Source organism: Streptomyces populi, from assembly GCF_002911015.1.
Taxonomy (GTDB): Bacteria; Actinomycetota; Actinomycetes; order Streptomycetales; family Streptomycetaceae; genus Streptomyces; species Streptomyces populi.
Map to the genome: position 1 here is coordinate 1 of NZ_KZ627015.1, position 11833 is coordinate 11833.

At 72.4% G+C, this 11833-nt stretch carries 12 protein-coding genes; 8 read left to right on the forward strand and 4 right to left on the reverse strand.

Going from position 1 to position 11833, the window contains the following annotated elements; translation table 11 throughout:
• The first annotated feature begins 60 nt into the window (after positions 1-60).
• From CW362_RS40595 to CW362_RS40605, 3 genes are all read left to right on the forward strand, one after another.
• On the forward strand, positions 61-978 hold the full coding sequence (locus CW362_RS40595; protein ID WP_240658317.1) for an ABC transporter permease: 918 nt from the start codon (positions 61-63) through the stop codon (positions 976-978).
• A 10-nt stretch (positions 979-988) separates the two neighbouring features.
• On the forward strand, positions 989-2005 hold the full coding sequence (locus tag CW362_RS40600) for an ABC transporter ATP-binding protein (RefSeq protein WP_103554606.1): 1017 nt from the start codon (positions 989-991) through the stop codon (positions 2003-2005).
• 63 nt (positions 2006-2068) lie between these two features.
• Complete coding sequence (locus CW362_RS40605) at positions 2069-2938, forward strand: DUF1707 SHOCT-like domain-containing protein (protein ID WP_103554607.1); 870 nt, start codon at positions 2069-2071, stop codon at positions 2936-2938.
• Positions 2939-2989: 51 nt separating this feature from the next.
• Here the strand turns inward: CW362_RS40605 and CW362_RS40610 are convergent, their stop codons facing one another.
• A complete protein-coding gene (locus tag CW362_RS40610) occupies positions 2990-4318 on the reverse strand; it encodes an SGNH/GDSL hydrolase family protein (RefSeq protein ID WP_103554608.1) in 1329 nt (442 codons plus the stop codon).
• A 242-nt stretch (positions 4319-4560) separates the two neighbouring features.
• On the opposite strand from CW362_RS40610, the gene CW362_RS40615 reads away from it, so the two are divergent.
• The 3 genes from CW362_RS40615 (at position 4561) to CW362_RS40625 (ending at position 8333) form a co-directional block, all read left to right on the forward strand.
• Positions 4561-6069 (forward strand): DUF445 domain-containing protein, encoded by a 1509-nt coding sequence (locus CW362_RS40615; RefSeq protein ID WP_240658316.1) that lies wholly within the window; start codon positions 4561-4563, stop codon positions 6067-6069.
• An 88-nt stretch (positions 6070-6157) separates the two neighbouring features.
• Positions 6158-7669: an MFS transporter gene (locus CW362_RS40620; RefSeq protein ID WP_103554609.1), complete on the forward strand. Its 1512-nt coding sequence runs from the start codon at positions 6158-6160 to the stop codon at positions 7667-7669.
• A 190-nt stretch (positions 7670-7859) separates the two neighbouring features.
• Positions 7860-8333: a hypothetical protein gene (locus CW362_RS40625; RefSeq protein WP_103554610.1), complete on the forward strand. Its 474-nt coding sequence runs from the start codon at positions 7860-7862 to the stop codon at positions 8331-8333.
• A gap of 33 nt (positions 8334-8366) precedes the next feature.
• Here CW362_RS40625 and CW362_RS40630 read toward each other — a convergent pair whose 3' ends face one another.
• Positions 8367-8876: a levansucrase gene (locus tag CW362_RS40630; RefSeq protein ID WP_103554611.1), complete on the reverse strand. Its 510-nt coding sequence runs from the start codon at positions 8874-8876 to the stop codon at positions 8367-8369.
• A gap of 54 nt (positions 8877-8930) precedes the next feature.
• Positions 8931-9446, reverse strand: a complete 516-nt coding sequence (locus CW362_RS40635) for a hypothetical protein (protein ID WP_103554615.1) — start codon at positions 9444-9446, stop codon at positions 8931-8933.
• Between the two features lie 262 nt (positions 9447-9708).
• Between CW362_RS40635 and CW362_RS40640 the strand changes: the two genes are divergently transcribed.
• On the forward strand, positions 9709-10674 hold the full coding sequence (locus CW362_RS40640) for a GlxA family transcriptional regulator (RefSeq protein ID WP_103554616.1): 966 nt from the start codon (positions 9709-9711) through the stop codon (positions 10672-10674).
• Positions 10675-10744: 70 nt separating this feature from the next.
• On the opposite strand, the gene CW362_RS40645 is transcribed toward CW362_RS40640, so the two are convergent.
• A complete protein-coding gene (locus tag CW362_RS40645; protein ID WP_103554612.1) occupies positions 10745-11047 on the reverse strand; it encodes a hypothetical protein in 303 nt (100 codons plus the stop codon).
• A 144-nt stretch (positions 11048-11191) separates the two neighbouring features.
• Between CW362_RS40645 and CW362_RS40650 the strand changes: the two genes are divergently transcribed.
• A partial coding sequence (locus tag CW362_RS40650) for a hypothetical protein (RefSeq protein WP_167455665.1) occupies positions 11192-11833 on the forward strand: 642 nt, incomplete at its 3' end.

Genomic DNA, 11833 nt, shown 5'->3' on the forward strand with positions numbered 1-11833 from the left:
CGGGGTGCGGGGGTCGTGACGGGTCCGGCGGGGGAGCCGGGGACGCGGGCCGGGGCGGGCGTGCCGGAACCGGCGCGGGAGCGGGCGGCACGGGCCGGGGCCGGGCCCCTCCGCGAACCGGCGGTCCGTGCGGCGGACGCCCTCCCGTTCGAGCGGCAGGGGGCGCTCGAACGGCTGCGGGACGGGCTGCGCTCCTACCGGCTGATCACCGCGATGTGGATCCGCTCGACGATGGCCTACCGGGCCTCGTTCGCGATGACCGCCTTCGGGAACTTCGCGGCGACCGCGCTCGACTTCGTGGCGATCCTGCTGATGTTCTCGCGGGTCGACCGGCTGGGCGGCTACAGCCTGCCCGAGGTCGCCCTGCTCTACGGCGTGTCCGGTGTCGCGTTCGGGTTCGCGGACCTCGCGCTCGGCTCGATGGACCGGCTCGGGCGCCGGGTGCGCGACGGCACGCTGGACACCCTGCTGGTGCGCCCGGCGCCCGTGCTCGCGCAGGTCGCCGCGGACCGGTTCGCGCTGCGCCGCCTCGGCCGGATCACCCAGGGGCTGCTCGTGCTCGGGTACGCCCTCACCGTCCTCGACATCCACTGGACGCCGCTCAAGGTGCTGGTGATGCCGATGATGCTGCTCAGCGGCGCGGCGATCTTCTCGGCGGTGTTCGTGGCGGGCGCCGCCTTCCAGTTCCTCGCCCAGGACGCCTCCGAGGTGCAGAACTCCTTCACCTACGGCGGCAACACCCTCCTGCAGTACCCGCCGACCGTCTTCGCCAAGGACATGCTGCGCGGGGTGACCTTCGTCCTCCCGCTCGCCTTCGTCAACTGGCTGCCCGCGCTGTACGTGCTGGGGCGGCCCTATCCGCTCGACCTGCCGACGTGGGTCGCGTTCGCACCACCGGCCGTGGCGGCGCTGTGCTGCGCGCTGGCCGGGATCGCCTGGCGCGCGGGGCTGCGCGCCTACCGGAGCACGGGAAGTTAGGGGAAAGGCCGTGGCCGTCGCCGCAGACAGGGAACCGGCCGGTCCGGGCGGGGAGCCGGGACCGGGAGCGGGGTTCATCGAGCTCGACGGGGTCGAGAAGGTCTTCGACGTGCGCAGGAGGACCGGGTTCCTGCGCGGCGAGCGGCATCGGGTGCGGGCCGTCGACTCGATCTCCTTCACCGTGGAGCGCGGTGAGATGGTCGGCTACATCGGCCCGAACGGCGCCGGCAAGTCGACCACGATCAAGATGCTCACCGGCATCCTCACGCCCTCCGCCGGGCGGCTGCGGGTCGCCGGTCTCGACCCGTCCCGCGAGCGCACCCGGGTCGCGCGCCGGATCGGGGTCGTGTTCGGGCAGCGGACGACGCTGTGGTGGGACCTCCCGCTGATCGACTCGTACCGGCTCATGCACCGGATGTACCGGGTGCCGGACGCCCGGTTCCGGGAGAACCTCGACCGCTGCGTCGAACTCCTGGAGCTCGGAGCCCTGTTGGACGTCCCGGTGCGGCAGCTGTCGCTGGGGCAGCGGATGCGCGGCGACATCGCGGCGGCCCTGCTGCACGACCCCGACGTGCTCTACCTCGACGAGCCGACGATCGGGCTCGACGTGGTCAGCAAGGTGCGGGTGCGGGAGTTCCTGCGGGACCTGAACGCCGATCGCGGCACGACCGTCCTGCTCACCACGCACGACCTCACCGACATCGAGCAGCTGTGCCGGCGGGTGATGGTCATCGACCACGGGCGGCTGATGTACGACGGCGCGTTGAGCGGGCTGCACGAGGTGGGGGAGAGCGAGCGGACCCTGGTGGTGGACCTGGAGCGGGAACTGCCCCCGATCGAGACGGAGTCGGCGCGGGTGGTGAAGGTGGAGGGGCCGCGCCAGTGGCTGGCCTTCCCCGCGGCGATGTCGGCCGCTCCGCTGGTGGCGCGGATCGCGGCGGAATATCCGCTGGTGGACCTTTCGGTGCGGGAGCCGGACATCGAGGCGGTCATCAGCCGCATGTACGCGGGGAAAGCGGTCTCATAGGGAGAACTTCTGCGAGGGCGGGCCGGATGGCCCGCGGGCGGGGGACCTCGTAGGCTGCTGCCCATGACCGACGAACTCCCGGAGCTGCGCGCCTCCGACGCCGATCGTGAACGAGTCGCCGAACAGCTGAGGGACGCCCTCGCGGAGGGCCGTCTCGACATGGAGGAGTTCGAGGAGCGGCTGGAGGCGACGTACGCGGCCCGTACCTACGGGGAGTTGGCGCCGATCACCCGCGATCTGCCGGGGGCGGCGACGGCTCCCCGCGTCTCCATGGTCAAGCAGCCCGTGGACGACGGGAGTTGGGGATCGCGGATCGTCGGCGGCGAGGGCTCGTCCTCGTGGGCCGTGGCGGTCCTGTCCGGTTTCGAGCGCAAGGGCCGCTGGACGGTGCCGAAGCGCTTCAACTCCTTCGCCTTCATGGGCGGCGGCGAGATCGACCTGCGCGAGGCGAACTTCGCGGACCGTGAGGTCGTCATCAACTGCGTCGCCTTCATGGGCGGGTTGAACGTCATCGTGCCGCCCGGTGTCGAGGTCGTCGTCCGCGGCATCGGCATCATGGGCGGCTTCGACCACCGTGAGGAGGGCCGGCCGGGCGACCCGGGCGCGCCCAGGGTGGTCGTCACGGGCTTCGCCTTCTGGGGCGGTGTCGGTGTCGAGCGCAAGCTCACCCGCGCCGAGCGCCAGCGCCTCAAGGAGGAGCGGCGCCAGGAGAAGCTGGAGCGCCGTGAGGCCCGCAAGGAGCTCCAGGGCTCGCGGGACGGGGGCCTCGACGACATGTACGACGCGCTCGACGAGGCCCGCGACCTGATGCGCGAGCGCCACGAGGAGCGCCGTGAGCGTCATGAGGAGCGCCGCATGCGCCACGAGGAGCGCAGGGAGCGGCACCGGGAGCGCCGGGAGGACCGCCACCGGCGGCGCGACGGCGGCTACTGAGCCGCGGGCCGCCGGTCCCACCACGACGGGCGGCCGCCGGCTCCCGGCGGATCACAGCTCCGCCGGGACCGATCCCTTCAGGGCCGACAGGTCGAACACCTCGGCCATCCGCCGGAACCCCTTGTCGCTGGGGTGCAGATGATCGCCCGAGTCGTAGTCGGGCCGCAGCCGGCGCGGGGCGCCGGGGTCGCGCAGCGCCGCGTCGAAGTCGACGACGGCGTCGTACACCTTCCCGGCCCGGATCTCCGCGTTCACCGCCCGGCGCACGGCCTCCCGCGCGTCCGTGTAGCCGCGGTGGCCCTGGAAGGGCATCAGGGTGGCGCCGACGACCCGCAGTCCCCGCGCGTGCGCCCGCCGTACCAGGGTCCGCAGGCCGTCGGTCACGGTCCGGGGGTCGACCTGGCGGGGGTTGCGCAGGATGTCGTTGACGCCGAGGTCGATCACGACGGCCCTGACGTTCGTACGGCCGAGCACGTCACGCCCGAACCGGCTCAGCCCGCTGGGGCTGTCGGCCGGCCTGCCGGGCCCCGCGTCGAGGACCTGGTTGCCGCTGATGCCCTGGTTGACGACGCTGTAGCGGGGCGTGCCGCCGGATCCGGCCGAGGCGCGCAGCCGCTCCGCGAGGACGTCCGTCCAGCGGCGGTCGGCCCCCACGGTGGAGGTGACGCCGTCGGTGAGCGAGTCGCCGAGGGCGACGACGGTGCCCGTGGTCTCGTCGCTGAGCACGTCGAGCGCGGTGAGGTAGCGCCAGTACGGGCTGCGTCCGGTGTACGGGACGGCGCTCACGTCCTCCGCGCGGTCGCCGTCCGCGACGTAGGAGATCTGCTGTGCGCGCGGGTGGTAGGTGACCGGGCCGGACGGGGTCGGTGAGTACGTCGTGACGAGGACGTCCACGTCGTGCGGGATGCGCACGCGTGCGGCGTCGCTCGTGACCTGTCCGCCGGCCGGGACCGTGACCGTCGTGGCGCCGCCGAACGTGAGGCGGCGCATGGTGCCGGCCGCGGCGGCGGCGTCGTTCTCGGCCGCGGCGACGGCGATCGTGGCGTGCGTGACGACCAGCGGCTGCCGCCCGAAGAGATTGGACAGCGTGATGCGGGCACTCGTACCCCCGACGGCCGTGTGCACGACGTTGCGCACGGAGCGGCCCGCCAGCCCGTTCGGCTCCGTGCCGGGCTCGGCCCCGGCCGGGGAGGTGGACCAGGCGCCGACCCAGGTGCCGGCGGAGGCGGGGGCGGCGTCGTGCGACGTGTGGCCACTGGCGACGGTGGCCTTGGCGCCGGTGCCGTCGTCGGCCGCGACGCCGATGTATATGGCTGCGGAAAGGACCACGACCACGGCAAGGATCGCAGCGAGCAGGGCATAACCGTGACGCTTGGTCATGCGGTGCGTTTCTCCTCGGACGAGGGAGCTCGGGGCTCCGGTGGGATCACTCCATGATGTGCCATGGGACGGGGGGACTTCGACGCGCCCCCCTGGGGGTCCCCCGGTCGATCCCTCCTCCGGACAGACGCCGGGAACTCCCGTGCCGTTCCAGGAGTCGGTGAGGAAGGGGGAGGAAGGAAGACAGGCAGAAAGGAACAATGGGTACGGCGCGCGACGTGGCCTGCGAACGGGTGGAGTGAATGGAACGCACGAATTCGGGTGAGGCGGACGGCATGGAACGGCATGCCCGCCCCGGGAACGCCACGGACGCCGGGGCTTCCGGGAACGCGTCGAACGGCGGGAGCCCCGGGAGCGGCGAGAGCGCCTCGACCGCCGGGAGCCCCGGGCGCCCGGTGGACGCCGGGCACACCGCGGGCACCGCGGGCGCCGGGAACGTCTCGGGCACGGTGAACGGCCGGACGGCCCCCGCTCCGCCGGGCCGGGCGATGAACACCTTCAGCCCCGCCGACGAGGAGAAGCGCCGCGGAGTGCGCCGGATGAAGGCGACCGCCACCGGCCTGCTCCTCTTCGTCGCCCTCGTCTACGTCCTGGCCAAGTGGGCATCGAGCGAAGGCGCGGGCGCCTGGGCCGGCTACGTCGCGGCGGCGGCCGAGGCGGGCATGGTCGGCGCGCTGGCCGACTGGTTCGCGGTCACGGCCCTCTTCCGGCACCCGCTCGGCCTGCCCATCCCGCACACCGCGATCATCCCCACCAAGAAGGACCAGCTCGGCGTCTCGCTGGGCGAGTTCGTCGGCGAGAACTTCCTCTCCGAGGAGGTCGTCCGCCAGCGGCTGCGCGCGGTGGGCATCGGCAACAGACTGGGGGCCTGGCTCGCCGACCCCGAGCACGCGGACCGGGTCACGGCCGAACTGGCCGCCGCGCTCAGGGGCGCGCTGACCGTGCTCCGCGACTCCGACGTGCAGGCCGTCGTCGGAGAGGCGATCACCCGCCGCGCGGACGCCCAGGAGATCGCGCCCGGCATGGGCAAGATGCTGGAGAAGATCGTCGTGGACGGCGGCCACAGACGGTTCGTCGACCTGGTGGTCACCCGCGCCCACGACTGGCTGGTGTTCCACGACACCCAGGTGATGGACGCCGTCCAGGGGGGCGCGCCCGGCTGGACCCCCCGTTTCGTCGACAGGAAGGTCGGCGAGCGGGTCTACAAGGAACTGCTCCGCTTCGTCACCGAGATGCGCGACTCCCCGACCCACCCGGCCCGCGGCGCCCTCGACCGGTTCCTCACCGACTTCGCCGCCGACCTGCAGTCCGACACCGACACCCGCGCGCGCGTGGAGCGCCTCAAGGGCGAGGTGCTGGGCCGCGGCGAGGTCCAGGACCTGATCGCCTCCGCCTGGACGGCCGTACGGTCGATGATCGTGTCCGCGGCCGAGGACGAGCGCAGCGAACTGCGGCTGCGGGTGCGGGCCTCCCTGCTGTCCCTCGGCGCCCGGATGGCCACCGAACCCAAGCTCCAGGCCAAGGTGGACGGCTGGGTGGAGGGCGCCGCCGTGTACGTCGTGACGACGTACCGCAAGGAGATCACCTCGCTCATCACGGACACGGTCGCGGGCTGGGACGCCGAGCACACGACCAAGAAGATCGAGGCGAACATCGGCCGTGACCTGCAGTTCATCCGGATCAACGGCACGGTGGTCGGCTCCCTGGCCGGACTGCTGATCTACGTGGTGTCACAGGCGCTGGGGGGTTGACCGGCCGCAGGGCGGGAACCCGGACCGGGCTCGCCCGGCGGAGGGGGACCTCACCCGGGCGGGGCCCGCCCCACGGAGAGGGAACCTCATGTCCGCACCGGCCGCCTCACCGGCCCCCGGCCCCGCCGCCACCGGCACGGTCACCACGAACGTCCCGTCCCGCCTGGACCGGCTGCCGTGGTCCCGCTGGCACTGGATGATCGTGATCGGACTGGGAACCGTCTGGATCCTGGACGGCCTGGAGGTCACCACCGTCGGCAACATCGCGGGCCGGCTCTCCGAGGAGGGCAGCGGCCTGTCCATCACCTCGGCGCAGGTCACCGGCATCGCGGCGGCGCTCTACGTGGCGGGCGCCTGCGCGGGCGCCCTGTTCTTCGGCTGGCTGACCGACCGCTACGGCCGCAAGAAGCTCTTCATGATCACGCTGGCCGTCTACCTCTCGGCGACGGCCCTGACCGCCCTGTCCTTCGACGCCTGGTGGTTCTTCACCTTCCGCTTCCTCACCGGCTTCGGCATCGGCGGCGAGTACGCGGCCATCAACTCGGCGATCGACGAGCTCATCCCCGCCCGGTTCCGCGGCCGGGTCGACCTGATCATCAACGGCACGTACTGGCTCGGCGCGATCGGCGGCGCACTGCTGTCGATCGTCATGCTGAACACGGATATCTTCCCCAAGGACCTCGGCTGGCGGCTGACCTTCGGCCTCGGCGTGGTCCTCGGCCTGGTGATCCTGCTGGTCAGGCGGCACGTCCCGGAGAGCCCGCGCTGGCAGTTCATCCACGGCCGCGGTGATCAGGCGGAGGAACTGGTCGCCTCGGTGGAGGAGGGGATCGAGGAGGAACGGGGCGAACCGCTGCCACCGGCCGAGGGCGAGATCACCATCGAGCAGCGCAAGAGCATCGGCTTCGGCGTCATCGCGAGGACCGTCTTCGGGAAGTACCCGAAACGGGCCGTGCTCGGCCTCGCCCTCTTCATCGGCCAGGCCTTCCTCTACAACGCGATCACCTTCGGGTTCGGCGCCATCCTCACCACGTTCTTCGACGTGCCCACCGGCGCCACCGGCTACTACTTCGCCGTCATCGCGGCCGGCAACCTCCTCGGCCCGCTGCTGCTGGGCAAGCTCTTCGACACCCTCGGCCGCCGGGTGATGATCTCCTCGACCTATCTGCTCTCGGGCCTGCTGCTCTTCGTCACAGCCTGGCTCTTCGACCAGGGTTCGCTGAACGCGGTGACGATGACGGCCTGCTGGTGCGTGGTGCTCTTCTTCGCCTCGGCGGGCGCCTCCAGCGCGTATCTGACCGTCTCCGAGGTCTTCCCGATGGAGACCCGCGCGATGGCCATCGCCTTCTTCTACGCCATCGGCACCGCGGCCGGCGGCATCAGCGGCCCGCTGGTCTTCGCCGACCTCACGAAGTCCGGCGTCGTCGCCGACACGGTGCTCGCGTTCCAGATCGGCGCGTCCCTGATGTGCGCCGCGGGTCTGGTCGCCGTGTTCCTCGCGGTCAAGGCCGAGCGCCGTTCCCTGGAGGACATCGCCGCACCCTTGTCGACGGCACCGGCAAGGACGGGCGCCCCGGCGTCCTCGGCGCAGGCGACCTGAGCCGGGCGGCGCCGACCCGCGAGGGCGGCCGGTACGGGGGCGGGCCCGTACCGGCCGACAGGAGAGGCGCCCGTACGAGAGGCTCCGTGCGCGGGTTCCGTACGAGTAGTCCTTTCCGGGGTGTCCGGGGAGCCCGTTCTGAGTACGCGTACTCTGTCGCGGCCGCGCCGGACACGGAACCCTCGTACGCATGACCGAGAAACTGCTCCGCCCCTTGCGAACGCGCCCCTGGTCGGAACGCTGGCTGACGCGTGTGCTCGGCGCCGCCCTCTCCTGCGCGGCGTACCTCGTCTGTCTCCCCTGGGACCTGCGCAACCGCCCCGAGTCGCCGGGCTCCGTCGTGGAGACCACCCCGTTGACGGGCACGGGCGTCCTCGCCCTCGCCGCGGTCCTGCTGCTCCTGGCCGTCCACTTCGGACTCCGGGACGCGCTGGCCTGGCCGCTGCTCCTGGTCGCGGCGCCTCCGGCGGTCCTGCTCCACGTGTCGCTGCGGACCCATCCCGGTCCCGCGGACGGTCTCGCCGGGGTGTGGCCGCTGACCTGGGCGGCCGTCACACTGCTCGGGGCGACCGCGGTGCTGGTCGTGAGCGCGGTGGCACGGCAGTTCAGGACGGACCTGGTGGACGCCATGGAGGAGGAAAGGGCCCTGGCCGGCCTGCGGTGAGACACCGCGGCCGGCCGGACGGCACGGGCCCTCCTACTGGCCGTTGAAGTACCGCGAGCTCTTCTCGTTGAAGTACGAGGCGTAGACGCGCCCGAGCATCGGCTTGCCGCGGTACGTCCCCACGTACTGACGCGAACTGTCGACCACGACGGGCCGTGTCATGCAGGCGAACTTGACCCGCTGCTGGGCCTCGGCCCACTGCACGGCCGCCGGATCGACCCGGTCGCTGACCAGCAGCGGGAAGGCGCCGATGCCGTTCTGGAAGCCGACGGGCAGACCGCCCTTGTTGTCCTTGGCGTACTTCATCACCTGGTCGGTGAAGCCGGAGATGGCCTGCACGGTTATCTCCGGGACCGCCGCGGCCACCGTGAACAGGTGCAGCTTCGTCCCCATCCAGCGCATCCGGAACTCGCTCCGCCGCCCCACGAGCACGGGCACCCCGGCCCAGTCCTCCCACCGCGTGGTGCATCCGTCTCCGGTCAACTGCTGCTCGACGAAGGACAGGTAGGCGCCCGGAGCGGATTGCTGCTGGTTTGCGTTCATGGCGGGGATCCTAGAGCCCGGGGGCAGCGGCCGGAACAGGGGATACCTGATCGGCTAGACGCCTGTCGTGGACCCCGGCCGGATGATCATCAGGACGGTGACGGTGGCCCACAGCAGGTTGAAGATCCCGGTGAACATGGCGAGCCGGACGGTCGCCGCCCGGTCCACGGCCCGCACCTGGAGCGCCCCTTCCTGGTCCTCCCCCTGACCCTCTCCCCGACCCTCCCCCTGGACGGCGCCCTCCAGGATCGCGCTCTGCCGGGGCAGCACCAGCGCGGCGAGGACCACGGCCGCGAGCGCGGTCAGCGCGATCGAGACGATCAGCCAGGTGTCGCCGAGCACACCCATGTCGCTCGCCGTGGCGAACCCGAAGACGGGGACGGCGACGCCCGCCACGGCGTACACCTGGCAGATGCGGTGCAGCAGCCGGACGGTGGCGAGGGCGCTCGTGTCGTCCGGCGCTTCGAGGACCTTGCGCGCGGCCGGCGGGAACATGCTCGCGGCGACCGTGACGGGCCCGATGGCGACGATCGCGGCGATGACGTGGACGGCGAGGAGGAACTTGGTCACGGGGTGACGGTAGAGGCCGGGCGGATCACGGAGAAGTGGCACTTTTGCCAGAGCCCGACGGATTCCGGCCAGGACTCCTGTGCCGCTTTCTCCTCGCCCGGGGTGAAGGCCAGGTCGCCCGCCGACCTGTTCGTACGCCCGCTGACCTGCTCATGTGCCCGTCGGGACCCGGCGGGCGAGGCGGAACGCCGCCGACGCCGGACACCCGGTACACCCGATGCACCCGGATGACGAGAACCCGGCGCATGCCTACGCTCTGGTCATGCACACCGTGGCCGTACTGGCACTCGACCAGGTCATCCCGTTCGATCTCTCCGCCCCGATCGACACCTTCGGCTGGGCCCGGCTGCCCGACGGCCGCCCGGCGTACCGGACCCGGGTGTGTTCGGTCACGGCGGGCGCGGAGGTGAGCGCGGGCGCGTTCACCCTGCGCGCCCCGTACGGCCTGGAGGCGCTGGCCGAGGCGGACACGATCGTCCTGCCGGGCGTGGCCGACCCGTCCGCCCCGCTCCCGCCGGGCGTCGCGGAGGCGCTGCGCGCGGCGGCCGCGAACGGCACCCGGATCGCCTCGATCTGCGTCGGCGCCTTCATCCTCGCCGCCACCGGCCTGCTGGACGGACTGCGCGCGACCACGCACTGGGTCGCGGCCGGGGAACTGGCGGCCAGGCACCCGGAGGTGACCGTGGACCCGAACGTGCTCTACGTCGACAACGGCCGGCTCCTGACCTCGGCGGGCGCGGCGGCGGCGCTGGACATGTGCCTGCACATGATCCGCAAGGACCACGGTTCGGCGGTCGCCGCCCACGCCGCCCGGCTGTCCGTGATGCCCCTCGAACGGGAGGGCGGCCAGGCCCAGTTCATCGTCCACGCCCAGCCCCCGGCCCCGGCGGGCGCGACCATGGAGCCACTGCTGGAGTGGCTGGAGGAGAACGCGGACCGGGAGCTCACCCTGGAGGACATCGCGGTCCGGGCAGGCATGAGCACCCGCACCCTCAACCGCCGCTTCCGCGAACAGACCGGCACGACACCGCTCCAGTGGCTGCACCGGGCCCGGGTGCGCCGCGCCCAGTACCTCCTGGAGACGACCACCTACCCGGTCGAACGCATCGCCGCCCAGGCGGGCTTCGGCTCCCCGACGACTTTCCGGGACCGCTTCAAGCGGGTGGTGGGGACGAGCCCGCACGCGTACCGGAGGGCGTTCCGGGGGCTGGAGGAACCGGTTTCCTGAAGGGCGGGCGCAAGCCTGCCGGACACCTGGGCGCGCCGGCCGACACCGTCACGCCCCGCCCTGACGGGGCTCAGGCGCGCCGGTCGGCCACGGCCCAGGAGGCGAGGGCCATGGCACCGGCGACACCGAAGACGGCGGGCCAGGCGCCCACCTTCTTGGCCAGCGGGTGCGACCCGGCGAACGCGGCGACGTACCCGGCCGTCAGCGCCCCGGCGGCCACGCCCCCGGCCTCCTGCTTCCACTGCCGCGCGGCGGCGACCCCGGCGGCGGCGAGCACGACCCCGCCGAGCTGCCGCTTCCTCGTCCACCGGGCGACGCCGTACCCACCGACAAGCCCCCCGGCGGCCACCACCGCGGCCGGAACCTTCGCCATCACTGCCTCCTTGTTCGTCACCCGAGGCTAACGCCCTGCCGGTGCCGGACGGGCGCGTGGGTGGCCGCGAGCCGGGTGCGGCCCGGACGCTGCCCGGCACCTGCCCCGGACCCACTGTCGGTGGCACACGATTGGATGGCCCGCATGACAGCCCGAGACCTCGCCGCCGCCCTGCCCGGCATCGGCACCCTGAAGGACCTCTGCCGGTCGATGGCCATGGCCGAGGCGATCCTGAACCCAGACGGCGAGTGCATCTACTCGTACAGCGCCCAGTGGTCGGAAACCGAGGAAGCGGCCTCGATGAGGAACGGATCCGGCGACGAGTACGACATGGTTTTCGCTCCCGAGGGCGCGTACATCCGCGGCTTCGACCACGAGTCCCCGTTGAGCCCGTACCACCACGAGGACGTGCCGCGGCCCTGGCCCGGAGTGCTGGACTCGGTGCCCGAGGCCTTCCGGCGCCACGTGGACGAACCCGCCTTCACGGACGAGAACGGATGCCCCGTGGTGACGGTGTGCCTGTGGCGCGCAGCGGACGCCCTGTCCTGGGAGACGGGCCGGATCACCTTCCCCGAGGGCCACCCGGACCCCGACGGCTCGCACTGGCTCTTCGAGCTGCTCCTCGACCCGACCCCCGAGGCGTTCCGGTCGTTCGCCGAGGACTACTACGAGGTGTCGGCGGACATTGAGACACTTCGCTACATCTATGACCTGCGCCCCCTCGGGCTGCCCCAGGTCATCGCGCTCAACTCCGGGGCTTCCGTCCCCGAAGTGGCCGCGGCCGCC